This window comes from Pseudomonas capsici (genome assembly GCF_017165765.1).
Taxonomy (GTDB): Bacteria; Pseudomonadota; Gammaproteobacteria; order Pseudomonadales; family Pseudomonadaceae; genus Aquipseudomonas; species Aquipseudomonas capsici.
Genome location: NZ_JAFGZD010000020.1, coordinates 70,819 through 94,831 on the forward strand (window position 1 = coordinate 70,819; position 24,013 = coordinate 94,831).

Annotated in this window: 20 protein-coding genes, 1 tRNA gene and 2 pseudogenes; 10 read left to right on the plus strand and 13 right to left on the minus strand. The window is 59.0% G+C overall.

Translation table 11 applies throughout. The features are described from left to right. Positions 1-52 precede the first annotated feature (52 nt). From JSY17_RS21195 to JSY17_RS21235, 9 genes are all read right to left on the minus strand, one after another. Entirely contained in the window at positions 53-994 is a 942-nt protein-coding gene (locus JSY17_RS21195; protein WP_117183771.1) for a sugar ABC transporter substrate-binding protein, read from the minus strand. Between the two features lie 481 nt (positions 995-1,475). After that, positions 1,476-2,492, minus strand: coding sequence for a Gfo/Idh/MocA family protein (locus JSY17_RS21200; protein ID WP_117186298.1), 1,017 nt, complete (start codon positions 2,490-2,492; stop codon positions 1,476-1,478). A 38-nt stretch (positions 2,493-2,530) separates the two neighbouring features. Continuing rightward, a complete protein-coding gene (locus JSY17_RS21205; protein WP_117186297.1) occupies positions 2,531-3,541 on the minus strand; it encodes a Gfo/Idh/MocA family protein in 1,011 nt (336 codons plus the stop codon). 42 nt (positions 3,542-3,583) lie between these two features. Then, a complete protein-coding gene (gene iolD, locus JSY17_RS21210; protein WP_200999507.1) occupies positions 3,584-5,521 on the minus strand; it encodes a 3D-(3,5/4)-trihydroxycyclohexane-1,2-dione acylhydrolase (decyclizing) in 1,938 nt (645 codons plus the stop codon). Positions 5,522-5,543: 22 nt separating this feature from the next. Continuing rightward, the gene (locus JSY17_RS21215; protein WP_201013452.1) at positions 5,544-6,371 is read right to left on the minus strand and encodes a TIM barrel protein; all 828 of its coding nucleotides are present in this window, start codon (positions 6,369-6,371) and stop codon (positions 5,544-5,546) included. A gap of 39 nt (positions 6,372-6,410) precedes the next feature. Continuing rightward, the gene (locus JSY17_RS21220) at positions 6,411-7,913 is read right to left on the minus strand and encodes a CoA-acylating methylmalonate-semialdehyde dehydrogenase (protein WP_200980482.1); all 1,503 of its coding nucleotides are present in this window, start codon (positions 7,911-7,913) and stop codon (positions 6,411-6,413) included. A 25-nt stretch (positions 7,914-7,938) separates the two neighbouring features. Then, entirely contained in the window at positions 7,939-8,748 is an 810-nt protein-coding gene (iolB, locus tag JSY17_RS21225; protein WP_117183777.1) for a 5-deoxy-glucuronate isomerase, read from the minus strand. Positions 8,749-8,762: 14 nt separating this feature from the next. Continuing rightward, positions 8,763-9,662, minus strand: coding sequence for a myo-inosose-2 dehydratase (iolE, locus tag JSY17_RS21230; protein WP_117183778.1), 900 nt, complete (start codon positions 9,660-9,662; stop codon positions 8,763-8,765). Positions 9,663-9,708: 46 nt separating this feature from the next. Beyond that, on the minus strand, positions 9,709-11,646 hold the full coding sequence (locus JSY17_RS21235) for a bifunctional 5-dehydro-2-deoxygluconokinase/5-dehydro-2-deoxyphosphogluconate aldolase (RefSeq protein ID WP_206402881.1): 1,938 nt from the start codon (positions 11,644-11,646) through the stop codon (positions 9,709-9,711). Positions 11,647-11,940: 294 nt separating this feature from the next. Between JSY17_RS21235 and JSY17_RS21240 the strand changes: the two genes are divergently transcribed. From JSY17_RS21240 to JSY17_RS26160, 3 genes and pseudogenes are all read left to right on the plus strand, one after another. Continuing rightward, the gene (locus tag JSY17_RS21240; protein WP_025259402.1) at positions 11,941-12,849 is read left to right on the plus strand and encodes a MurR/RpiR family transcriptional regulator; all 909 of its coding nucleotides are present in this window, start codon (positions 11,941-11,943) and stop codon (positions 12,847-12,849) included. A gap of 300 nt (positions 12,850-13,149) precedes the next feature. Next, positions 13,150-13,923, plus strand: a pseudogene (locus JSY17_RS26155) (PAS domain-containing protein); the annotation flags it as partial. 105 nt (positions 13,924-14,028) lie between these two features. Continuing rightward, positions 14,029-14,469: pseudogene (locus JSY17_RS26160) on the plus strand (methyl-accepting chemotaxis protein); the annotation flags it as partial. 86 nt (positions 14,470-14,555) lie between these two features. Here JSY17_RS26160 and JSY17_RS21250 read toward each other — a convergent pair. From JSY17_RS21250 to JSY17_RS21260, 3 genes are read right to left on the minus strand one after another with little or no spacing between them, the layout of a single operon-like run. Further along, positions 14,556-15,536 (minus strand): lysylphosphatidylglycerol synthase domain-containing protein, encoded by a 981-nt coding sequence (locus JSY17_RS21250; protein WP_206402883.1) that lies wholly within the window; start codon positions 15,534-15,536, stop codon positions 14,556-14,558. Next, complete coding sequence (gene clsB / locus JSY17_RS21255; protein ID WP_117186291.1) at positions 15,533-16,795, minus strand: cardiolipin synthase ClsB; 1,263 nt, start codon at positions 16,793-16,795, stop codon at positions 15,533-15,535. Before clsB ends, JSY17_RS21250 begins: the two co-directional genes overlap by 4 nt. After that, complete coding sequence (locus JSY17_RS21260) at positions 16,792-17,577, minus strand: endonuclease/exonuclease/phosphatase family protein (RefSeq protein ID WP_183134053.1); 786 nt, start codon at positions 17,575-17,577, stop codon at positions 16,792-16,794. Before JSY17_RS21260 ends, clsB begins: the two co-directional genes overlap by 4 nt. Positions 17,578-17,745: 168 nt before the next feature. Here JSY17_RS21260 and JSY17_RS21265 point away from each other — a divergent pair, with 168 nt between their 5' ends. The 4 genes from JSY17_RS21265 (at position 17,746) to JSY17_RS21280 (ending at position 21,838) form a co-directional block, all read left to right on the plus strand. Then, complete coding sequence (locus tag JSY17_RS21265; protein ID WP_117166255.1) at positions 17,746-18,186, plus strand: hypothetical protein; 441 nt, start codon at positions 17,746-17,748, stop codon at positions 18,184-18,186. Positions 18,187-18,283: 97 nt separating this feature from the next. Further along, entirely contained in the window at positions 18,284-18,823 is a 540-nt protein-coding gene (locus JSY17_RS21270) for a cytochrome b (RefSeq protein WP_117184403.1), read from the plus strand. A gap of 111 nt (positions 18,824-18,934) precedes the next feature. Further along, a complete protein-coding gene (locus tag JSY17_RS21275) occupies positions 18,935-21,118 on the plus strand; it encodes a tol-pal system YbgF family protein (protein ID WP_206402884.1) in 2,184 nt (727 codons plus the stop codon). Between the two features lie 6 nt (positions 21,119-21,124). Further along, complete coding sequence (locus tag JSY17_RS21280) at positions 21,125-21,838, plus strand: DUF3142 domain-containing protein (protein ID WP_200980491.1); 714 nt, start codon at positions 21,125-21,127, stop codon at positions 21,836-21,838. Position 21,839: 1 nt separating this feature from the next. Here the strand turns inward: JSY17_RS21280 and JSY17_RS21285 are convergent, their stop codons facing one another. Then, positions 21,840-22,397: a cysteine hydrolase family protein gene (locus JSY17_RS21285; protein WP_206402885.1), complete on the minus strand. Its 558-nt coding sequence runs from the start codon at positions 22,395-22,397 to the stop codon at positions 21,840-21,842. A 149-nt stretch (positions 22,398-22,546) separates the two neighbouring features. On the opposite strand from JSY17_RS21285, the gene JSY17_RS21290 reads away from it, so the two are divergent. The 3 genes from JSY17_RS21290 (at position 22,547) to JSY17_RS21300 (ending at position 24,007) form a co-directional block, all read left to right on the plus strand. Continuing rightward, positions 22,547-23,296, plus strand: coding sequence for a 3-oxoacyl-ACP reductase family protein (locus JSY17_RS21290; RefSeq protein WP_117184407.1), 750 nt, complete (start codon positions 22,547-22,549; stop codon positions 23,294-23,296). Positions 23,297-23,462: 166 nt separating this feature from the next. After that, positions 23,463-23,552: transfer RNA gene (locus JSY17_RS21295), tRNA-Ser, on the plus strand. An 86-nt stretch (positions 23,553-23,638) separates the two neighbouring features. Next, positions 23,639-24,007 (plus strand): c-type cytochrome, encoded by a 369-nt coding sequence (locus JSY17_RS21300; protein ID WP_117184408.1) that lies wholly within the window; start codon positions 23,639-23,641, stop codon positions 24,005-24,007. The last annotated feature ends 6 nt before the right edge of the window (positions 24,008-24,013 follow it).

Below are 24,013 nucleotides of genomic sequence, written 5' to 3' on the forward strand. Positions count from 1 at the left end.
CTCCTCAAGCAACAGGCCATGGGAGAGCAGGCGACCGCCCTCCCATGCCTCTTCACTGTTTCTTTTTAGTGAATTCGTCGACGTTTTCAGGTGTGATCAGGCGATACGGAATCAGGATGGCCTGTGGCTCGACCTTTTCCTTCTTGGCCAGCTTCACGGCGGCATCGATTGCCCCTGTAGCCTGGCCGTTGGCATCCTGAAAGACCGATACCGCCAGATCGCCACGCTTCACGGCACTCAGACCATCGGGCGTGCCGTCCACTCCGGCAACCAGCACACTGCCGGGCTTGACGCCGGCCTGCTTGAGAGCCATGGAGGCGCCGATCGCCATTTCGTCGTTGTTGGCCAGCACCGCATTGAAGGCTCTGCCCTGGGTGATCCAGTCGTTGGTCAGGTCCATGCCTTTTTGACGTAGCCAGACACCGGTCTGCTCCTGATCGATCTTGATGTCGGGGTATTTGCTCAATACCTCTTTGACGCCTTTGGTACGGTTCTGCGTCGAGTTGTTGGCCAGATCCCCCAGCAGGATCATGACACTGCCCTTGCCACCCAGTTTTTCGGCGATGTACTGCATCTGCATGCGGCCTGCCTCCATGTCATCGGAGGTGACGGTAGCCACACCCTGGGGCAGTTTCGGATCATCGGGACGGCGATTGACGTAGACCAGCGGTATTCCCTTCTCCGTGGCGACCTTGGTAATACGGGCTGTCGCTGCGGTGTCCACGGGATTGACGATCAGCGCGTCGACCTGCTTGTTGATGAGCTCCTGCACCTGATCGATCTGCTTGTTCACATCCGCACGGGCATCGACGAACTGCAGCTTCACCCCATCGGGCAGGGTCTTGGCATGCTCGTTCATGTCTTCGCGCAGGTAAGTCAGCCAGGTGTCATCGAACTGCGACATGGCCACACCGATCCTGATGTCGGCCATGGCAGTACCGCTGCCCAGCAGCAGGGCCAGAGCCAGGGAGGTGAAACGAATCTTGGTCTTCATGAAGGTCTGTCTCCAAATTCTTGTTGTTGTTCAGACTTGGTAACGACGTAGCGAAGAGCGGGTTACTTCGGCAGACGAATACCCGTGGCACCGGGTATGCAGAACAGTTGCGCATCCTTGTGCTGCACGCACATGCCGCGTGCGACGAGCGTAAGGAATCGCTCCATGACAGAGATCCAGAATGACGAGGGGGCAGAACGCATGGCCTGTTGGCCGCGGGTAGGGGTTTTCATCGACGGTACCTATCTTTGTCTTGTTTTTGTTTGCTTGTTTCCTGCGACTTTCAGACGAGTCTGACAGCGCAGGTGATTCGATAGTCGGCAACCTGAAAACGACTTTATTGGAAAATATTTTCCAATTCAACTCATTTTAGAATTTTATTATGTTTTTATTTCCCCCCCTCCCGGCATGTCGATAGCAGCAAGCCCCGGCTCTCTCCAGAGAACCGGGGCTTGCATGCAATCCTGAAAAAACGCGCTGATTACAAGGCGATCACCCGCCCCTCCTGTGCACTCAAGCGTGCGGCGTCCAGCACGACGGCAGTCGCGACAGCATCGTTCGCATCCACGGGATTGCGCCCCTGTGCGTCGATGGAATCCTGCAACTGTCGGTAGAACTCCAGCCAGCATCCCTGCTCAGAGGGAACCCGCTCCCGGTGGTCGCCATGTTCGAACCAGCCCCAGCGCCTGTGCTCCTCGACACCCCAGCGTTCGCCTTCAGACCTGGGCGTCAGCCCCGCCAGAGCGGCCTCTTCCTGACCATCCAGACCTTCGACACTGTAGCAACCCTGGGTGCCGCTGACCCTGAAACGCGGCCTCGGAGTGTTTTGCAGACAACTGCCGGTCAGATGCGAGACGACACCGCTGGCATGGGTCAGGGAAATGAAGAAGGCGTGATCCGGCGCATCCGGCGCACTGAACTGCAGTTCGGCATACACACGGCTGACCGGGCCGAACAGCACCAGGGCCTGGTCCACCAGATGACTGCCAAGATCACGCAACAGACCACCACCGCTGGTCTTGCCCACCGACCTTGGAGAATAGCGTTCGATGCTGGATTCAAAACGGTTGATGGTGCCAAGCACATCGTTGTCGATCAGCTTGCGCACGGTCAGGAAGTCCGAATCCCAGCGCCGGTTCTGATAGACGCTGAGCTGCACGCCGCGCCGCTTCGCCGCGTCGACAAACTCACGGGCCTGGGCGGCATTGTCGGAAAAGGGTTTGTCACTGACCACGTTCACACCCAGCTCGATGGCTTCGAGTATCAGGGCACGACGCGAAGCCAGCGGTGTGGAGATCACCACGGCATCGACCCCGGCCGCGACCAGGTCGGCCAGGGTGTCGAACGTCGCGACATCGGGGTGGTCGTTGGCCACTTCCTGCCGTCGCTCGGGTGAACGGGTCACGACCCCCACAAAGGTTGCATCGGGCAAACTTGAAAGCAGCGTCGCATGAAAGTAGCGCCCGCCCTTTCCGTAGCCTACCAATCCTATTCGCATGAAGTCCTCCTGCTGTTGCTATCGCCAGCAACTCTTTTTCAGCCGTAGAACCCGGGACGACTGGCCAGACTCACCGGCACGATCGCACCACTGCGTTGCGCCTCGACGCAAGCGTCGGCGGTTACCGCAGCTGCGTAGCCATCCCAGGCTGAAGGACCACCGACTTTACCGGCATTCACACCATCGATGAAAGCCTGCAATTCGACATCATAGGCCGCGATAAAACGGTCCTTCCAGTCCATCAGGATGGCATTCGACAGCTTGGCCTCGCTGCGCAACTGCACTTGCGAAGGTTCGGGCAGTCTGGCAATACCGGTCTCGCCAACCACTTCGCACTGGATGTCATAACCGTACTGGCAATTGACGAAGACCTCGACGTCGATGCGGGTTCCCCTGGCGGTTTCCAGCAGGACGATCTGCGGGTCCCGGAGGTGCGCCAGCGCTTTGGAGGATTTGCGCGGGAAGACCACCTGCACCGAAATGTAGTCATCGTCGAGCAACCAGCGCAGTACATCGATCTCGTGGATCAAAGTGTCGGTGATTGCCATGTCGGTCTTGTAGTTCTCGCCCACGGTCGGGTTGCGGTGAGCGCAGTGCAGCATCAAGGGTTCACCGATCCTGCCGCTGTCGATCACCGCCTTCAGGGCACGATAGCCTTCGTCATAAGGCCGCATGAATCCCACTTGCACCAGACGCTTGCCGTGGGCGACTTCGGCATCGACGATGCGACGGCAGCCCTCGGCCGTAACCGCCAGAGGCTTCTCGCAGAACACCGGCTTGCCGGCGGCAATCGCTGCCAGCACGAACTCTTCATGGGTCGGCCCCCAGGAAGTCACCAGCACTGCTTCCACATCCGGTGCGGCAATCAGGGCGTGACCGTCGGCATAGACTTCAGCCGTGATATCCAGCTCACGAACCACATTGGCCGCCTGTTCGAGATTGATGTCGGTGACGGCCACCACCTGACTGCCGAGCAGGGTCTTGCTGCAGCGCCGGATATGATCGCGGCCGATTGCGCCAGTACCGATTACGCCTAATTTCAAAGCCATTGCAGTGCTCCTGTTGAATTCATTCCGAATGAATAACCGCAATCAATATTGACGGGCCTTGGCCAGTTCCTTGTTGAGCTTTTCGTACACCTGGGCCGTGGTGCCGGTGGTGGAGACCTCGGCGACCCCCACCCGCCACCAGGACAGGTAGTTGTGGATCATGGTCTTGGGCAGGACCTTGATATCGATGAGCGTCGAAACCGTTTGCCGTTGCGCATCTGCCAGAGCCTCGCGCAGTTGCTCAAGGGTGTTGACCCTGTAGGTCTTGCAGCCATAGGCCGCTGCACTCATGGCGAAGTCCACCGGCACGAAGTCGCCGTCGAGCAGGCCGGTTTCCGGGTTGCGGAAACGGAACTCGGTGCCGAAGCTGTTCATGCCGTTGCCCATCTGCAGGTTGTTGATGCAACCGAAGGTCATGTTATCCAGCAGCACGACATTGATCTTGCGTCGCTCCTGAACCGAAGTTGCCAGTTCCGAATGCAACATCATGTAGGAGCCATCCCCCACCAGCGCGAAGACTTCCCGCTGCGGCGCAGCCAGCTTGACGCCCAGTGCGGCATTGACCTCGTAGCCCATGCAGGAATAGCCATACTCGACGTGATAGGTATCGACGCCGGTACTGCGCCAGGCACGCTGCAGGTCGCCCGGCAGACTGCCAGCGGCGGCGACGATGACTGCGTCCTGTGGCAGGCTCTGGTTGAGCACACCCAGCACAGCGCTCTGGGTCAGGCAGGAACCGGTCAGCTCGATGAATTCGCGCAATACGGCCGGGTCCATGTGGTCATTGATTTCCGGAGTGAAATCGATGGCCTGGTATTCGGCGGCATAAATGCGATCGACTTCGGCATCCAGTTCCTGCTTCGCACGCCCGGGGGCGTCTCCCCAGGCTGCGCGATAGTCGCTGGCCTGCAAATCCCGAAGCAATGCCTGCAAGGCTTCCCGGGCATCGGCCAGCACCTGCACACCGTCAAGTTTCTGCACGTCGAAGGCACCGACGTTGAGGTTGAGAAACTGCACGTCCGGATTCTGGAACAACCATTTCGAGGCGGTGGTGAAGTCGCTGTAGCGGGTGCCGACGCCAATGATCAGGTCAGCCTCTTTGGCCAACTGGTTGGCCGCCAGCGTGCCGGTCTCACCAATGCCGCCCATGTTCAGGGGGTGAGCAGAAACAATGGCGCTCTTGCCGGCCTGGGTTTCCGCAAAAGGAATCTCGAAGCGTTCCGCAAAGTCCTGCAAGGCCTGGGCGGCACCGGAATAACGCACCCCGCCACCACAGATCAGCAACGGCTTGCGCTTGCCCTTGAGCAACGCCAGCGCGTCATCGAGCATCGCGCGGCTTGGCGGGCGACGGTCGATACGATGCACACGCTTCTGCAGAAAACTGTCGGGGTAATCGTAGGCTTCGGCCTGCACGTCCTGAGGCAGGGCCAGGGTCACGGCACCGGTTTCGGCCGGATCGGTCAGCACCCGCATGGCGCTGAGCGCAGCACTCATCAGTTGTTCGGGACGGTTGATACGGTCCCAGTATTTGCTGACGGCCTTGAAGGCATCGTTGGTGCTGATGCTCAGGTCGTGGAATTGCTCGATCTGTTGCAGTACCGGGTCGGGCTGGCGACTGGCGTAGACATCGCCGGGCAGCAACAGCAAGGGAATCCGGTTGGCCGAAGCGGTGGCGGCAGCAGTCAGCATGTTGGCGGCACCGGGCCCGACCGACGAGGTGCAGGCGTAGATCCTGCGCCGCAGATGCTGCTTGGCAAAACCGATGGCGGCGTGACACATGCCCTGCTCGTTACGCCCCTGATGAACCACCAGATCGCCACTGTCCTGCTCCAGCGCCTGACCGATTCCCAGCACGTTGCCATGGCCGAAGATGGTGAACACTCCGGCGACGAACTTGCTCTGTACGCCATCGACTTCGACGTACTGGTTATCCAGAAACTTCACCAAGGCCTGGGCCATGGTCAATCGGGTTGTACTCATGCTTGCACCTTGTTCTTGTGATTTATCCGCGAAGGCAGCATTGGGACAAATGACTCATGCTCTGCTCGATTGCCTCGGGAATGTTGTCCAGAGCATGCACGCTTTCGGCAAACGGCTCGAAGGACAGATGCCCGTTGTAGCCACTGGCCAATAACCGTTCGATCTGACTGGCATTCCCCAGAATGTCCGCCTTGCCCACCAGCACCCGATGTCCGTCGCGAATGCTGTTGAGGGGAGCCTGGGTATCTTCGACGCCGGAGATATGCACCAGCCCGGTGAGTTCGGGGAACAGCTCAACCTCACCCGCCAGATGGTGGTGGAAGGTGTCATGCACCAGTCGATACACATCCAGCCCGCCAACTCCTCTGATCGCATCCACCGCCTGACGCTTGAAGCGCAGCGCACATTCCTCGAAACCCAGCGGCTCGACGAAACCGAGAATCCCGTGCTCACGCAGAATCGGCGCCAGTTCGGTCAAGGCCGTGCGCAGCCCCGTGGCACGCTGCCCGGCACTGCGCGTATCGGAACGATCGTTGAGCGGGCACATCACCAGCGCTTCGGCACCACAATCGCGGGCATATTGCGCCAGCTTCGTGGCCTGGGCCCGACGCTCGTCATTCCACACATCGAACGGATACAAGGCATTGATCGACAACACCCGAACGCCTCTGGAAGTGCATAGTTCACGGACGGTCTGCGGCGGCGTACCGTCTTCGATCTCGATTCCCTTGAGGTCGTTGCGAATTTCGATGGCATCGGCTCCCAGCTTCACTGCCAGATCAACGAAGTCCGGCAGGGACAGGCGTGGGGCGACCATACGATTGAGGGCAAAGCGCAGCGGTTGGCTCATTGTTATTGTTCTCCACAATCCATTGTTTGAAGGTGACTGTTACTTGGCGGTTGGCATGCTGAACTCGGGACCTTTGGCGATGCTGTCCGGCCAGCGTTGCATGACACTCTTGTAGCGGCTGTAGAAACGCAGGCCCTCTTCGCCATAGGCATGGTGATCGCCGAACAGCGAACGCTTCCAGCCACCGAATGAATGCCAGGCCATGGGCACCGGAATCGGCACGTTGATACCGACCATGCCGACCTTGATCGACCGGGCAAAGGCACGGGCCACGCCACCGTCGCTGGTGAAGCAGGACACACCGTTGCCGAACTCATGGGCATTGATCAGCGCCACGGCGCTGGCGAAATCCGGCACATGGACGATGCCCAGCACCGGTCCGAAGATTTCTTCCTTGTAGATCTGCATCTCGGGGGTGACGTTATCGAACAGCGTCGCTCCGACGAAGAAGCCCTGCTCGGCACCCGGCACCGTGAAGTTGCGACCGTCGACCACCAGCTTCGCACCTTCCTTGACGCCTTGATCGATATAGCCCTGCACCTTGGCCTTGTGCACAGCAGTGACCAGCGGCCCCATGTCCGAGTCGGCCTGCATGCCATCGCCAACCTTGAGCTGGTCGATGCGTGGCAGCAGCTTTTCGATCAGTTGCTGGCCGACATCGCCCACTACCACAGCAATGGAAATCGCCATGCAGCGTTCGCCCGCCGAACCATAGGCTGCACCGATCAAGGCATCGGCAGCCTGATCCAGATCGGCATCGGGCATGACGATCATATGGTTCTTGGCACCGCCCAATGCCTGTACACGCTTGCCGTGGGCTGTGCCTTGCCGGTGGATGTATTCGGCAATCGGCGTCGAACCGACAAAGGAAATCGCTTCGATGCCCGGATGTTGCAGCAGGCCGTCCACAGCCACCTTGTCGCCCTGCACGACACTGAAGACGCCGTCCGGCAGCCCGGCTTCCTTCAACAGACGCGCCATAAGCAGGCTCGCCGAAGGGTCACGCTCCGAAGGTTTGAGGATGAAGCAGTTGCCGGTGACCAGTGCCAGGGGAATCATCCACAGCGGCACCATCACCGGGAAGTTGAACGGCGTAACGCCGGCACACACGCCCAGTGGCTGACGCAGGTTCCAGTTGTCGATGCCGCCACCGATGTTGTCGCTGTAATCGCTTTTCAGCAGGCTCGGCGCACCGCAGGCGAACTCGACGATTTCAATGCCACGCACCACCTCGCCACGGGCATCGGACAGCACCTTGCCGTGTTCACGACAAATGATCTGCGCCAGTTCTTCGTGATGCCTGTCCAGCAGTTCCTTGAACTTGAACATGACCCGCGCACGCCGCAGGGACGACTGATCCGCCCAGGCGGGAAACGCTGCCTGGGCCGAAGCGACCGCTTCGTCGATAGTCTTGAGGCTGGCCAGGGCAACCCGCGCCTGGACCTTGCCGGTGACCGGGTTGAACACATCGCTGTAACGCTCGCCATCACCGTTATTCAACTGGCCGTTTATGTAATGGCCGATAACCGGGGACTCGCTCATCTGACTGACTCCAAATCGAAAGAGGTTAAAGATCCAGCAACCAGCTGTGCTGCGGGTCGTTATTGAACTGCCAGGCGCGCTTGGGACCCGCCATCACGTTCAGGTAATAAGACTCGTAGCCGTAGGGCACGCTGACCGGGTGATAGCCTTTGGGTACGGTCACCAGATCGTTGTTTTCCACGGCCATGGCCTGATCGATGCTGCGATCGTCGGTGTACACCCGCTGAAAGACGAAACCCTGAGGCGGGTTGACCTGGTGGTAATAGGTTTCTTCGAGATAGCTCTCGTGGGGCAGGTTATCCATATCGTGCTTGTGGGGCGGGTAGCTGGAGGAATGCCCCGATGGCGTGCGCACTTCCACCACCAGCAACGAATGGGCCTGCTCGGTATCCGGCAGGATGTCGCAGATATAACGGGTATTGGCGTCTTTGCCGCGCACACTGCGCTTCATGCTGTCCGGCGTGATAAGACGTGCCGGGGCGTGTCTGGAACTGTCGCCGGGAGCCTTGCACACCGCCAGTTGCGCAGGCCCAAGAGCCGTGAAATGTGCCTGGCTGTGGGGCGGCAGGTACACGGCGAACGGCGACTTGTCTTCAAAGACCGAGTGCCGGTCACCGATATTTTCCCAACTGAACGCGCCCTGCCCCAATGCCTCACCGCTCACACTGGCATGGCCAGTGAGCAGTACCACACACAATTCGTTGTCTTCGGCATTGAGGGACAGACGCTCACCGGTTTCCAGGCGATAGGCGGCGAAGCCTACATATTCCAGAACACCGTCTTGCAACTCGACGATGTCGCGCCCCTGAGCCTTGCTTTTAGTCAACAGATTCATTGTTCAGTCCTCCGTTATCGAGCATCCATCAAGAGTTGGCGCAGCGTGTCATAGCCTTTTTTGGCATAGACATAACTGGGCGCGACGGCAGGGTCCTGTTCGGCTTCGACGACCAGCCAGCCCTGATAACCGGCCTGCAGCAGCACCTTGAGCAGCGCCGAAAAATCGATATCGCCATCGCCGGGCACGGTAAAGGTGCCGTTGACGATGCAATCAGGGAAACTCCAGAGATTGTTGCGCGCCAGTTGCACGACCGGCTTGCGCACATCCTTGAAATGCACATGACAGACGCGGTCGATGTGCTTGCCCAGCACCTGCAAGGGTTCGCCACCGCCCATGTAACAGTGGCCCGAATCGAACAGCAGGCCGACTTCGGGGCCAGTCAGCTCCATCAGGCGATCAATGTCCTGGGGCGACTCGACGTAGGCGCCCATGTGATGGTGATAGGCAAGACGCACGCCCTGAGAGAGCGTGAAGCGCGCCAGCTCGGTGAGTTTGTCGGCATATTCGCGCCAGGCGGCATCGGTGTGAAAACGGGGTCGCTCGACCAGAGGAATACGCTGCCCCTGAATGGAGTCGGCCACCTCGCCATACACCAGCACCGAAGCACCGTTCTGCGCCAGCAGTTGTACATGAGAAGCGATGGCTTCGATTTCCTCGGCCACCGAACGGCGTGCCAGACGGCTGGAATACCAGCCCGAAACCAGCGCCAGCCCATAAGGACGCAGCACATCGCCGACACCTTTGGCGTCCTTGGGAAACTTGCCGTTGAGCTCAAAACCTTCGTAGCCGATTTCCTTGCCTTCACTCAGAGCAGTACTCAGCGGCGTTTCACCGCCCAGCGCCGGCAGGTCGTCGTTGCTCCAGGAAATCGGATTGATGCCGATGCGGATGTTGGATGCGGAAACAGGCATGGCTGCACCTTTTCTTGTTGTTATCACTGCGTCAATGACGATGGGGTCAGGCGCGGGCTTCGCGCCAGGACTCGATCAACCAGATAAACGTACTTTGCACCTGACTTATCAGAGTAGCGTCGTCGATCTCTCCGGCCATCCAGGCGCGACTCGGCTCCCTGAAAATCGTCCGGCCAACGGCAAACCCCTTGCAGGTGGTGCTGTGACGCGCCTGGGCAAAGCCGACGGCCAGCTCCTCTACCGGGGCATTGAGGCCCAGCAGCACCACGCCACGGCAATACGGGTCGCGCTCCTGAATCAAGGCATCCAGTTGTTGCCAGACCTCGGCGCTCTGCGCTTCGATCTTCCACCACGCAGGATAGATCCCCAGGTTGTACAGACGCTTGAGGGCACGGTACATGACATCGGGATGAGTCGACGGGTGGTCCTTGGGCGGAATGATTTCCAGCAGCAGCTCATGGCCACTGACCTGGGAAGCCTCGTACAGCCCCTTGATCTGCGCTTCCTGCTCAAGACGCAGAAGCGGCTCGTCATCGGGGTGATATTGCACCAGGCACTTGATGATCTGTTCCTGAGGCCAGCTCAACAGATTGCTGCCAATCGAACGGCCATGCTCGAACGCCAGCGGTCTTGAGCCCTGCACTTCAACAGGTCGGGCAACCCACCAGTCGCGACCGGTGGCCGCATTGAGTGAGTCCTGACCGAATCGCTGGTCGGCAAGCAGACCGACATCGGCCTCAATGCCGCGCTTGCGCAGATCGGCCTCGACACGCTCGACAGCCGTTATAAACAGCTGTTTGAGATGGCTGATGCTGCCCAGGTCGCGCCCGGCCTGCTGGGCCAGCTCCACCAGTTGTCCGCGATGGTCGAAGGCAAAGATGAACAATTGCTTCCACTGTTTGCGCGGCACGCTGACCTGATGCAGGCGTTGCAGGGTGACATCGCGATCCGGCCGAGTGATCGGCACCGGGCTGTTGAACAGGTAATCCAGTTCCGCCGGGGTCGGCATGGCCGGTGCACAGGCATGACGCGACACCACTAGGCCACCGCAGGCATTGGCCAACTGGCAGCAGCGCTCGTCGCTGGCATCCTTGAGCCAACCGCTGAGATAGCCGGACATGAAAGCATCCCCCGCTCCCAGCACATTCAGCACTTCGACCCGTACGCCCGGATAGATGGCACCATCCTCCAGTCGGGCCGGAATCGCGCCGTGAATCACCGTGCAGCCCTGAGGCCCGAGCTTGACCACCAGGGTCGCAGCCGTAAGCTCGCGCACCACCCGCAAGGCACCGAGCAAATCCTCGGTTCCGCCCGCGATCAGAAACTCTTCTTCAGTGCCGACAATCAGGTCAAAACGCGGCAGGATGCGCTGCACATGCTGGCTGACATGCTGATCGGCGACAAAACGGGTTTCGCCATCGGCCTTGCCGGCCAATCCCCACAGGACAGGCCGGTAGTCGATATCCAGAATCCGTTTGACGTTGTGCTTTTCGGCGTAGTCCAGTGCCTGACTGCTCGCCTTGAACACTTGCTCGGTGGAGAAATGCGTACCGGTAATCAGCAGTGCCTTGCTCGAGGCGATCTGGGCTTCGTCAATGTCCTCGGCGCGCAGAGCCATGTCGGCGCAGTTTTCGCGGTAGAACACCAGCGGAAATGTTTCACGATCTTTCAACCCCAGCAGCACCATGGCCGTGAGGCGCTCGGGATCACGCTTGATTGCACTGACATCACAGCCTTCGCGCGCCAGTGCTTCAACCAGAAAACGTCCCATATGATCGTCGCCGACACGACTGAGCATGGCAGACTTGAGCCCCAGTCGAGCCGTGCCGAAGGCGATATTCGCCGACGAACCGCCCAGGTATTTGGCAAAGCTTGAGACATCTTCCAGCCGCGCTCCAACCTGCTGCGCGTAGAGATCGACGCCAAGGCGCCCGAGGCAGATCAGATCCAACTGACGCCCACTGACAAAGCGAGTCTGGCCCATGGTGGCTCCTGTTATTTTTATCAGCCTGCATCTCACGTCGCTGATGCGTGAAATGCTTTTGGTAGGACAGAGCCTAAAACGTCCCGCCACATCAATCAATAATTATTCTATAATTTTTTCAAGTGGAATATTTTTTCCAATAGTGGCGCGTGGAGTGCTGGCACACTTGGCAAGCAGGTGAGATATAGTTTGAGGCTCTGTACGAAAGCGGCCAGATCAATGCGTGATCAACGACGCTCGACCCTTTTCCTACAGCGCCTGGCGCCCTAAAGAACAAGCAAAAAGGATTGAAATATGAACAGCACCGAGCAGCCGTCCCTGCCGGACACAGGCCTCGATACGCCACCGACCAGTGCCGAGGGCCTGCTGCGGCTGATCACCAATGAATATGACGGCTTGCCACGTCAGCTCAAACGTATCGCCAGCTACATGAGCCAGCAGAGCGACCGGATCATGGTCGATCGCATCAGCGATATCGCCCGGGAATGCGAAGTTCATCCTTCAGCCATCGTGCGCTTTTCACAGCGCTTCGGCTTCAGTGGTTTCAGTGAAATGCAGGCGCTGTTCCGCGAGGCTTACACCCACAAAACCACACCGGTTCAGAATTACCAGCAACGCATTCGCAACATGATCGCCAACAAGTCACAGAAAGCCCGAGGCGGCGATCTGGCTCGCGAATGCGTGAATGCCACCTTGTCGGGCCTGGAGCGACTGGGCGCGGATCTGGACGACGACGAATTCGAGAAAGCCGTGGATCTGGTGGTCAATGCCGACAATATCTACGTGGTTGGTGTACGCCGCTCGTTCGCCGTGGCCGATTATCTGGTCTACAACCTGCAACACACCAACAAGCGCATCCATCTGATTTCCGGCCTGGGCGGCAGTTACCGGGAACAGATGCGCAGTGTGCGGGCCAATGATCTGGTCATTGCCATCAGCTTCACGCCCTACGGCAAGGAAACCCAGCATTGCCTGCGCATCGCCCAGCACAATCAGGCCAAGACGCTGATCATCACCGACAGCAACCTCTCGCCCCTGGCCAAGCGGGCCAATTCGGTGCTGCTGGTCAATGAGGGCAGCTCATTCGCCTTCAGGTCGTTGAGTGCCACGCTCTGCCTGTGTCAGGCGCTGTTCATCGCCGTGGCCTATCGCCTGGAATTGAAGGTGGACGAGATTCATGAGCAGGCGGGGTTCGAGGACTGAAACCATCTTTCACGGCGCAGCCTTTATAAAGAGGCTGCCAGCTTTTTATTGGCGTCAAGGAAATCCGGGACATATTCATTTGAATAAAACTTTTCAGTGATCCAACACAAAACAATGCTCGTATTATCTACAAAGTTGATCATCGTTATCATCTGAATGTTTTTTTCACAATCCGTTGTACAAACGCCCGAAGTGCCACCTATAGTGCCATCATCGCAGAAGGATACGCACGAGTGCCCTACGCACCGCAGGCCGAAGGACGGGAACTCCCATTGCAACTTCCTCCTGAGCCACGCCGCCATGCTATTTAATTCAAACAAGAAAGAATTAACTGCCCTCCAGCAAACCATTGATCAACAGGCCTGGCTATTGAAAGCCCTCGATCGTTCGATGGCCATCATCGAATTCGATCTCAATGGCGTTGTACTTACTGTCAATGACAACTTCCTGAACACCATGCATTACCGGCGCGAAGACGTGCTGGGCAAGGAACACCGCAAATTCTGCCCACCCGAATACGCCCGCAGTGCCGAATACAGCCAGTTGTGGAATCGCCTCAGGGCGGGAGAGTTTGTCTCCGCGACTTTCCGTCGTGTGGCCGGCAACGGCCAGACGGTATGGCTGGAAGCCAGTTACAACCCGATCAAGGATGAGTCGGGCAAGACCGTGAAGATCGTCAAGTACGCATTGGACATCACCGCCAAGGTCAAGGCCGACAGCGAAGCGAAAAACAAGCTTCAGGCCCTCGACCGAGCAATGGCTGTGATCGAGTTCGATCTGGAAGGCCGGATCCTGTGCGCCAACAGCAACCTGACGAATCTGATGGGTTACAGCGAAAAAGAGTTGGTCGGCAAGAGTCACAAACTGTTGTGCCCACCGGAAATCACCGGCAGCAGCGAATATGCAGACTTCTGGAAACGCCTGAACAAGGGTGAGTTCTTCAGCGGTCAGTTCAAGCGAGTCAACCGCCATGGGCGGATTATCTGGCTGGAAGCCAGTTACAACCCCGTATACGACACCGACGGGAAGCTCTGGAAAATCATCAAGTTCGCCTCGGATATCACAGACCGGGTCGAACAGCATGAGCGCGATACCAGCAGCGCTGCACAGGCCTATCACATCTCGGTCCAGACCCAGAAAGTCACCGAACAAGGCTCTCAGGTGATCCACCAGGCCGCGACCGAGATGCGCCAGATCTCGGTGAATATCGAGGACTCGTCACGCATCATCACCCAGTTGGGCGAGCGCTCGGAGCAGATCACCACCATCGTCAACACCATCCGCAGCATTGCCGAACAGACCAACCTGCTGGCGCTGAACGCAGCAATCGAAGCTGCTCGTGCCGGTGATCAGGGACGCGGTTTTGCGGTAGTGGCCGATGAGGTCCGCCAACTGGCCGGACGCACCAGCCGTTCCACTGCCGAAATTTCGGAGATGATCGGTGTGATCCAGAACGAAACCCGCCAGGCCATCGACAGCATGGAGAACACCCGCAGTAACGCGGTCAAGGGTGTCGACCTGGCGGATCAGGCCGGCTCTGTGATCGTAAAGATCAGCGAAGGCACCAGCCATGCGGTCGATGCGGTGAAAATGTTTGCGCGTCAGGATGTGGGGCACTGACAGATAGCCGCCACTTCAAGAGGCCTTGGTCGCGACAGCACATTCAGTACTGAAGATGTGCTGTCGCGGCCAAGGCCCCTCCCACTTCACATCCGCTGCTGGTTCTTTGCGCTGAGCTGCTTCGCCTTTTTCTCCAGCACCACATACACCAGCAGAGCAATCAGCAGAGGCAACAGGAAGTAAATCGCCCGGTAGCCGATCAGCCCGGCCAGCAGGCTGCCTTTGGAAAACTCCTGAGCCAGCAAGGTAATGAACACGGTTTCCAGCACGCCGAGACCCGCCGGTATGTGGGTAATGACGCCTGCGATACTGCTGATCAACAGTACCCCCAATATCGCCGGATAGAACGCGTTATCCGGCAACAGGGTATAAATCACCATCGCCATCAACGACCAGTTCAAGGCCCCGAGGCTGGCCTGCATCAAGGCCTGCCCGAGGGATGGCAGAACGATTTCCTGGCCCCGCAGATTCCAGGAGCGGCGTTTGGAAAAGCGGCATGCCAGCAGGTAGCAAAAGCACAGCACCAGCAGACCCACGCCGATCAGTTGCAGGGAAGTCGTACCGACCTCCCAGGCCTTGGGCAACTTGGGGAAGCCCATCGCAAACACGGCCCCTGCCAGTAACATGTAACCCAGCCAGTTGGTGATCAGACTGAAGCTCAGAATCCGGGTGATGGTCGGTACATCCAGCCCCAGCCGGGAATACAGGCGATAACGCAAGGCAATCCCGCCCACCCAGGAACTCAGGTTGAGGTTGAAGGCGTAGCAGACAAAGGTGACCGGAACGATCTGCTGGATCGACAACTTATGGCCCGTATAGAAGCGCGCCAGGATGTCGAACCCGCAATACGTCAGGTAACTGGCCAGCGCCACCAGTACCGCAAGGCCCAGGGTACTGGCCTTGTAGGACTGCAAGGCGTGGCTGACTTCCTGCCAGTCAAGGTTCTTGACCAGCATGAACAGCAACACCGGCACGGCGATGAAGAAAAACAGGTTCAAGACACGCTTGGCCCACTTCCAGCGGGTTCCGTGAGCATTATTGGCTGATGCCTGGGCGACCTGAGTCATGAAGATTGCTCCCTGTCCGGCAAATCCTGATGAGCCTGCTGATCGATAACCCGCGCCTCGGGCATTACATCTCCAGCCCTGATCGGCTTGAGGCGCATGCCGTGGACCGGAAACAACCCGGCGATGGCCGGAAAATGCCGCAGGAAGTGGAAACACAGAAAAATCATCGGCGCACGCCACCACTGACCGCGAGCCGCGCCCTTGAGGTTGATCTGGGTGCTGTGAGCAGCAGCGAGTTCGCACAAGTGCTCATGCAAGTGCTGGTTGAGGCCCTGGTCACGAATGAACAGATTGGCCTCCAGATTCAGCGCCAGACTCAGCGGGTCCAGATTGCTGGAGCCGATGGTTGACCATTCGCGGTCGATCAGCGCGACCTTGCCGTGCAAAGCCCGTTGCTTGTACTCGTGAATCACCACGCCATCGCGCAGCAGATAGGTATAAGTCAGACGCGAACAGACCCGCACGAACGGCATGTCCGGCTGCCCCTGCAGGATCAGCGTGACCTTCACCCCACGCCGTGACGCATTGCGCAACTCGCGCAGGAAGCGATAGCTGGGGAAGAAGTAGGCGTTGGCAATGGTGATTCGCTGGGTCGCACCCCGAATGGCCTTGAGGTATTGCTCCTCGATATCGGTGGTATGATTGCTGTTGTCGCGCTCGGCCAGCAGCATCCGGGCACTGCCGGCATACTTCAGCTTCAGGGGTATCTGCTTCAGCGTGGCACGCACTGCCGGGTTGAGCATGTGCAACGCGCTGCGATGGATATCGGCGAGAATCGGGCCACGGACCAGCACGGCATAATCCTGCTTGGCAGTGAGCCCGGTATCGGTCATGTGATCGACGCTGTAGTTGATGCCGCCGATGAATCCCAGCTCACCGTCGATCACCACCACCTTGCGATGCAGGCGTCGGAACAGGTTGGTGCGCATCCCCATGAAGCGCGGGCGCGGATCGAACAACTGGATCTGGATGCCTGCCTCGATCATGGCTTTGACAAACCCGGAACTCAGGTCCGAAGTGCCATAGTCGTCCACTGTCACCACGACCCTCGCCCCATTGTTCGCGGCCTCGATCAGGGCCTGCTGCAAGCCCTTGCCGATGCGGTCCTCGAAAATGATGAAGGTCTCGACCAGCACTTCCTTGCGGGCCGCACGAATGCACTCGAAGACCCGGGAAAAGAAATCCTCACCGTTGATCAACAGCTCCACGCAATTACCATCGCGCCACTGCCCCTGCTGCTCCCTGGCATTGCTGCTCATAAAGTTACCTCCACCGCCAAGGGTGCATGATCGGAAAGATGGGACCAGGGCCGGTTGGACAGCACTCTGGGCCTGTGGGTGGTCGCGTTGCGTACGTAAATCCGATCGAGCCTCAGCAAAGGCCAGCGGGCCGGGAAGCTCTTGGCCGGCGCACCGAAACGCTCGACGAAGACCTCATGCAGCCCGGTCCCCTGCAACAACGCATCGGCGCGCTGACGCCAGTCGTTGAAATCCCCGGCGACAATCACCGGCACACCGGCCGGCAGACGCTCCATCAACCCGGCCAGCAGCTTGAGCTGTTGTCGCCGGTGACTTTCAAAAAGCCCAAGATGCACACAGACCGCATGAACATGCCCGTAATGCGGGACCTCAAGGATGCAGTGCAATAACCCGCGCTCTTCAGTGCCGTGAATGGAAATATCGAGGTTTTCGTGCTGGACGATGGGGTATTTGGACAGCAGCGCATTGCCGTGATCCCCTTCCGGGTATACCGCATTGCGCCCATAGGCAAAGTCCTTCCACATGCTGTCGGCCAGAAACTCGTACTGCGAAATCGTCGGCCAGTCCTTGATCCTCCGGGCATGGCTCTGGTGCTCGCCATGGACTTCCTGCAGGAACACGATATCGGCGGACACACTGCGTACCGCCTCGCGCAGCTCAGGCAGAATGAAGCGGCGGTTGAAGATGCCGAAGCCCATATGCATGTTCATGGTCAGCACATTCAATGAAATGTTCGCTGACACCGGCGTGATGTTGCCTACAGGGGGATTGGCACTGGTCAAGGCTCGCTCCTTCACGACATTCAAGTCATATGAAGCCGGGCGCATGCGCAGGTTCCATCGTTTGTCAAACTCGTGCCGCCTGCCGCTCGTCATCAGGGGATGAACTTCATGCAGGCTTTGTGATTCGCACTATCGACAGTTCCCGAGACGTGAAGAGAGATAACAACAATGACTCTGCGACTCTGTATGGCCCTGACCGGCTGCCTGCTGTGCAACATGGCGCTGGGGCAGGCGTGCGATGTAGTGACACGTCCTGCCAGTGCACAGGTTCCGGTGGTCCAGCCACACATCTGCTATGAATATAAAGGGGTGCCCGAAGGAGCCATTGACTGGTCATGCAGCAATGAAGACAAAGGCTCCACGCCCAGGGAAAAACGCAAGGTCGACACCTGCCCGAAAGGCGCAGTGGCGTTATGTACGGCAACCGCGACCACGGAGTCTCTGGCTAATGAACGCTCGACCAGCAAAGAGCAAGGTGAAGGCACCGCACAGCTTCCGGATGATGCACAGGTCATCACCTGGTACTACGAAATAAAGGAACAGGCCCAGGCCAGAAACGACTGCGAACAGAGCGGTGGCAAGTTCAGTTATCCGCTCCAGACGCCCTGAAACGGTTAGGTTTCAAGGCATGAGGTTTGCTTGATGCACAAGTGGTCGGAAAAATGTCAGGAAGCTGGCTGAGAACAACATGACAAGGGTAACAACAGTGGATTTACCGTCTTCTGAACGCTATACCTCCCGGGCCAGGTGGCTGCACTGGATCATGGCCGCCCTGATTGTGCTGGCTTATGCCTTGATTCTCAGCCGTACCCAGTTCGGCAAGGGATCGGAATACCGGACCTTCGTCGTGCAAAGCCATTTCTGGGTCGGCATCGCAATATTGGCTCTTGCCTTCTTTCGCCTGGCAGAACGTCGTCGCCATCGACCACCGGGAATTACGCCGCCTCTTGAAGGAGCACTGCGACTGGCGGCAACCGCATCACACTACGCCCTTTATGCCTTCCTGTTCGCCCAGCCGGTGCTTGGCGTGCTCACGGTAATGGTTGAAAAAGGCGCCTTGCCTGTTCCACTCACAGACCTGCAGATCCCTTGGCCCTTCCCTACTTCAGGACGCATCGCCGAACGCTTTGAAGACCTGCACAAGCTGCTGGCGTCGATCTTCTACTACGTGATCGGCCTGCATGCGATTGCTGCGATCTGGCATCACTTCGTGCGCAAGGACAATACGCTCAAGCGGATGCTGTAATCGCGTCAGGGCTGCGTGGGGGGCAACTTCAGTCGCAAAGAGACTGTAAACACAGCGACACATTGGCCTGTATGATTGCCAACGCCCCCTTCATGGCTCAAGGACTCCCCCATGCGCACCCGGCTATTGACTGCTCTGGCCCTTGCTGTCGGCTCTGTTTTCTGCACTCAGGCCCAGGCCAGCGGCGATGATTCCTGCTACCCGAACTGGACGATCCTCAAGGAACGTCTGGACGTCTGCAGCAACCTGGCCTTCCTCAGCCCCGGTAACGACAGCCAGGTCAACCTGCGCCTGTTGCTGGCCGATCAGGGTGCGCTGGCGCTGCAACCCCATGCACTGAACAACGAAGATCTTGCGCAAGGCTATGGCCCGGTGCCCTTTCCTCTTTATCGTCTGGGCGCGGCAGTCCCCCGCCCTGAAAGCGAAACCGACGAGCCGACAGCCCCTCAAGCCAATGCAAGCTTGAGCCCGCTGCTCGAAAAACTGGGTATCCAGCACGAAGTTGGCGAAACCGCTGGCGACGCGTTTCTGCAGGGCGAAGGCAGCCGTTGCCGCAGCAATGGTCAGGCCAGCGCCACTGCCTTTATCGAACAGTTGGTTGCCAGCCCGGAACTGAGCGACACCGAGCGCCGTTCGCTGGCCAATGCCCGCCTGCAACTGCTGAGCGTGTGCGGCTGGGACGCCAGCCAGCAGGCCGGCATGCTACCGGGCGATCTGAAATCCTCCACCGGCAAGGCATTCGCCACTTACCTGCAAGCCGCCAGCGACTTTTACAGTGGCCGTTTCGTCGAAGCGGCAAAGGGCTTTGCGGCCCTTGCCGACAGCACACAACCCTGGCTCAAGCAGACCGCGCTGTACATGAGCGCACGCACAGCGCTGAACGATGCCCAGCAAAACGCCTTCAACGAATATGGCGAGCGCTCCACGGAACAACTGGACAAGGCACGGCTGCAACAGGCCGAAAGCGGCTTCGAGCAATACTTGCAGGCCTACCCACAGGGCGAGTACGCCGCGTCGGCCCAAGGCTTGCTAAGGCGCGTTCACTGGCTGGCCAACGACGCCGACAAGCTCGCCAGGGACTTCGCCCGGCAACTGACGCAAACCAGCGATGCGCAGCGCAATGTTTCACTGGATGAGCTGGTCAGCGAGGTGGATACCAAGCTGCTGACGGTCAACCGGCAAGCAGTGCAAACGCCTTTGCTGATGGCCGTCAATGACCTGATGTGGATGCGGGAAAAGTCGACGCCTCAATTGACCGAAGCCGATCTGCAAGCGCAGAAGGCAATCTTTGCCGAACAGCCAGCCTTGTATGAGTACGTGCAGGCTGCATTTGCTTTCTATGCCCAGAACGACCCGGCCAAAGCCCTGACGCTGCTGCCGGACAAGCCACCGGCCACACTCGACTACCTGAGCTTCAGCCAGCAGATGCTGCGCGGCCTTGCACTGCAAGCCCGTCAGGACTGGAAAGCCGCGCAGTCCCTGTGGGAGCACCTGCTGCCGCTGGCCACGCAACCGTTGCAACGGGAACAACTGGAACTGGCCCTGGCCATGAGTTACGAACGGGATGAGCAACTGGCCCGGGTCTTCGCGGCGGACTCGCCGATCAAGTCGCAACAGGTGCGCTACACCCTGCTCAGGCATGTGGCCGACGCCGATCTGCTGCGCCAGCAGATCACTCAAGGTCCCGATGCCACCGAACGCAACACCGCGTTGTTCGTGCTGCTCTACAAAGACCTGCTGCGCAGCCGCTACGCCGACTTTGCCGAGGACTTCAAACGACTGCCAGCCACGCTTCCCGACGAGAAGCTGGGTTACAGCCTGGGTTATGTGTACGAAAAAGGCCCGGAACTCGGCCTGTTCCACTGGCAAGGCGACAAGGCCCAGTCCGGCTACACCTGTCCGAGTATTGCTCAGACAGCAGCCACCTTGCAGGCTGACAACAAGAGCCCGCAAGGGCTGAACTGCCTGGGCGAGTTCATGCTGCGCAATCAGTTGGACAGCATGCCACTCGACCAGAAACGTCACGCCGACAGCCTGGGCGGCACCGCTCCGGGATTTGCCGGTGAGGTCTTCTCGCGACTCGAAGGTTACAAGCAGGTCATCGCCAACTCCAAGGCCCCCCGTGACGACAAGGCTTATGCCCTGTTTCGCGCGATCAACTGCTATGCACCTTCGGGCTATAACAGTTGCAACGGCAAGGACGTGGCTCCCGCTGTACGCAAGGCCTGGTTCAAGCAGTTGAAGGGCGAGTTCGCCGATACCCGCTGGAGCAAATCGCTGCAGTATTACTGGTAAAGCGCGATGAATGTCTGGCGTTGCCTGCCGCTGCTCTGGCTGCTGGGTCCGCTTCATGCCTGGGCAGCGGTGGACGCCTCCGATTACGACGCCTTCTGGTTATGGGGCGGCGTCAACTCGCAGCCGGTGTTGGCGCAGGCCAGGACGCTGTATGTGCTGCAAGGCCAGATCAGCAGCTCACGCCGCGATCCGCAACAGCGGGTCGACTTCATCGCCCAGGGCATGGCCGTGACCCGGCTGCCTCAGGAACAGCTCTGGGTGGTGTATCGCGCTCACACTCTGCGCTGGCCGGAGTCGGTCTATCGCCAGTTGCTCGGTCAGGTCGAACGCTGGCGACAGGCAGGCAACACACTGGTCGGCATCCAGATCGATTTCGATGCCCGCACCCGCTACCTGAATGAATACGTCGACTTCCTGCGCGACCTGCGCCGCCGTCTGCCGCCCCAATACCGCCTGAGCATTACCGGCCTGATGGACTGGAGCAGCAACGCCGACGCCAGCGCCATCGGCAATCTAAAGGGCGTGATCGACGAAGTGGTGGTGCAAACCTACCAGGGCCGCCACAGCATCCCCGACTACGCCGCCTATCTACCACGCATGAACCGCCTCGGCCTGCCGTTCAAGATCGGTCTGATCCAGGGCGGCGAGTGGCAGGCGCCTGACTATCTGCAGGACAACGAGTGGTTCAGGGGGTATGTGGTGTTTCTGCAAAACCCCTGAGTTACAGGCGCTGCAAGACCTCTGCCGCGCTCAGCACGGTGGCATATTCACCATGCAGATTGCCCAGCGACATGGCATGCACCTCTTCGGCACTGCGCGGGGCTCCGAAAAAGTCCTTGCCGTCAAAGGTAAAGCAGGCGTCATGCACCACGATGACCTCAAAACCCAGATTACCGCCGGTTCGGGCAGTGGACTCCACCGAGTTGTTGGTCACGACTCCCACGATGACCATCTGAGCAATCGAGGCCTCGCGTAACCAGGCTTCCAGTTGCGTCCCGCAAAACGCATCCGGCACCTGTTTACGTAACTCGCGCTCTGCAGCTTGCGGCACGAATGCGGGCTGATACTCCACGCCGGACTGCTCCGGCCAGAACACCGACTCGGGTGAACGGGAAAAATGCCTGACATGAATGACTGGCCGCCCGCTCTCCCGCCACGCCTGCAATAACGCTGAAATCTGTGCCTCGGCCTGCGGATTGTTGCGACGTCCCAGCTTCGGATGATTGATGCCCTGCTGCATGTCGATCAGGAGCAAGGCGCTGTTGGCATGAATATTCATTTAATTGAATCACTCCTCCGGGCCGGGTTCAGATCACAGCAGTATGCATGACAGTGACTGCGCCTGGGCAAGGTCTATGCTCAAACCTCCAATACCGGGCGGCATCAACGCCACTTGTCTTCCACGAAGCAAACCCACAGGAGAACACCATGAATCAGCATCGTAACCTCGCCGGCAAAGTGGCACTCGTGCAAGGCGGCTCACGCGGTATCGGTGCCGCCATTGTCAGACGCCTGGCCAAGGAAGGTGCAGCCGTTGCCTTCACTTACGTCAACTCCGAAGTCAATGCACTCGACCTTCAGGACAGCATCAATGCCAACGGCGACAAGGCCCTGGCCATCCGTGCCGACAGTGCCGATGCCAACGCCATCCGCCACGCCGTGCAGACCACCGCCGAAACCTTCGGCGGCCTGGATATTCTGGTCAACAATGCTGGCGTACTCGCCGTCGCGCCGCTGGACCAGTTCAACCTGGAAGACTTCGACAGAATCCTCGCCATCAACGTGCGCGGCGTATTCATCGCCACCCAGGAAGCCGCTCGGCACATGAACGAAGGTGGCCGCATCATCAACATCGGCAGCACCAACGCCGATCGCATGCCCTTCGCTGGCGGCGCGCCCTATGCCATGAGCAAGTCGGCACTGGTGGGCCTGACCAAGGGCCTGGCCCGCGACCTCGGCCCGCAGGGCATCACCGTCAATAACGTGCAGCCCGGCCCGGTGGACACCGACATGAACCCGGCCCATGGCGAATTCGCCGAAAGCCTGATGGGCTTCATGGCCATCCCGCGCTACGGCAAGAGTGAAGAAATCGCCAGCTTCGTGGCCTACCTGGCAGGCCCGGAAGCCGGCTACATCACCGGTGCCAGCCTGAGCATCGATGGCGGCTTCGGCGCCTGATTCACTGCCCTTCACCGATCCCCGGCTTCATTACAAAGCCGGGGGCGGCCCCCAAAGTGCCACTTTTTGCTTAAGCGCATGAAAATTCTGGAAAAAAGGTTTGCGTTCGGAAAACGTTTCGACTACATTAGCGCGCCTCGACAGACACAACAGTCTGAAGAGATACGGTGAAGTGTCCGAGTGGCTTAAGGAGCACGCCTGGAAAGTGTGTATACAAGAAATTGTATCGAGAGTTCGAATCTCTCCTTCACCGCCAAATTAGAAAAACGCGAAGCCCCTGAATTCACAGAATCTCAGGGGCTTCGTGGTTTTCGGCGTTTGAAAAATGCCCATGGGACGTACATGAAAAAAACCGTGCTACTGACACTGGCCCTGCTGATCCAGACAACCGCCCAGGCCGCTGGCGATGCCGAAGCAGGCAAGGCAGTCTTTACCCGACTCTGCTCCGGCTGCCACAAGATCGGTCCCTCGGCCCGCAGCGCGTTCGGCCCGCCCCTCAACGGCATCATCGACCGCCCGGCCGCGCAATACCCCGACTACAAGTACACCCCCGAGATGCAGGCTTCCGGTATCGTCTGGACCCGCGAGAAAATCAGCGCCTTCGTCAAAGACCCCAGCGAAATGGTCCCCGGCACCCGCATGAAACTCTGGTGGATGGGCAACGACCAGCGCATGGAAGATCTGCTGGAGTATCTGGACGCCAACAAGTAGACCGCT

Excerpts from the sequence above, each read along its gene's own strand:
- JSY17_RS21195 (WP_117183771.1), bottom strand. The coding sequence starts at position 994 with ATGAAGACCAAGATTCGTTTCACCTCCCTGGCTCTGGCCCTGCTGCTG.
- JSY17_RS21200 (WP_117186298.1), bottom strand. The coding sequence starts at position 2,492 with ATGCGAATAGGATTGGTAGGCTACGGAAAGGGCGGGCGCTACTTTCAT.
- JSY17_RS21205 (WP_117186297.1), bottom strand. The coding sequence starts at position 3,541 with ATGGCTTTGAAATTAGGCGTAATCGGTACTGGCGCAATCGGCCGCGAT.
- iolD (WP_200999507.1), bottom strand. The coding sequence starts at position 5,521 with ATGAGTACAACCCGATTGACCATGGCCCAGGCCTTGGTGAAGTTTCTG.
- JSY17_RS21215 (WP_201013452.1), bottom strand. The coding sequence starts at position 6,371 with ATGAGCCAACCGCTGCGCTTTGCCCTCAATCGTATGGTCGCCCCACGC.
- JSY17_RS21220 (WP_200980482.1), bottom strand. The coding sequence starts at position 7,913 with ATGAGCGAGTCCCCGGTTATCGGCCATTACATAAACGGCCAGTTGAAT.
- iolB (WP_117183777.1), bottom strand. The coding sequence starts at position 8,748 with ATGAATCTGTTGACTAAAAGCAAGGCTCAGGGGCGCGACATCGTCGAG.
- iolE (WP_117183778.1), bottom strand. The coding sequence starts at position 9,662 with ATGCCTGTTTCCGCATCCAACATCCGCATCGGCATCAATCCGATTTCC.
- JSY17_RS21235 (WP_206402881.1), bottom strand. The coding sequence starts at position 11,646 with ATGGGCCAGACTCGCTTTGTCAGTGGGCGTCAGTTGGATCTGATCTGC.
- JSY17_RS21240 (WP_025259402.1), top strand. The coding sequence starts at position 11,941 with ATGAACAGCACCGAGCAGCCGTCCCTGCCGGACACAGGCCTCGATACG.
- JSY17_RS21250 (WP_206402883.1), bottom strand. The coding sequence starts at position 15,536 with ATGACTCAGGTCGCCCAGGCATCAGCCAATAATGCTCACGGAACCCGC.
- clsB (WP_117186291.1), bottom strand. The coding sequence starts at position 16,795 with ATGAGCAGCAATGCCAGGGAGCAGCAGGGGCAGTGGCGCGATGGTAAT.
- JSY17_RS21265 (WP_117166255.1), top strand. The coding sequence starts at position 17,746 with ATGACTCTGCGACTCTGTATGGCCCTGACCGGCTGCCTGCTGTGCAAC.
- JSY17_RS21275 (WP_206402884.1), top strand. The coding sequence starts at position 18,935 with ATGCGCACCCGGCTATTGACTGCTCTGGCCCTTGCTGTCGGCTCTGTT.
- JSY17_RS21280 (WP_200980491.1), top strand. The coding sequence starts at position 21,125 with ATGAATGTCTGGCGTTGCCTGCCGCTGCTCTGGCTGCTGGGTCCGCTT.
- JSY17_RS21285 (WP_206402885.1), bottom strand. The coding sequence starts at position 22,397 with ATGAATATTCATGCCAACAGCGCCTTGCTCCTGATCGACATGCAGCAG.
- JSY17_RS21290 (WP_117184407.1), top strand. The coding sequence starts at position 22,547 with ATGAATCAGCATCGTAACCTCGCCGGCAAAGTGGCACTCGTGCAAGGC.
- JSY17_RS21300 (WP_117184408.1), top strand. The coding sequence starts at position 23,639 with ATGAAAAAAACCGTGCTACTGACACTGGCCCTGCTGATCCAGACAACC.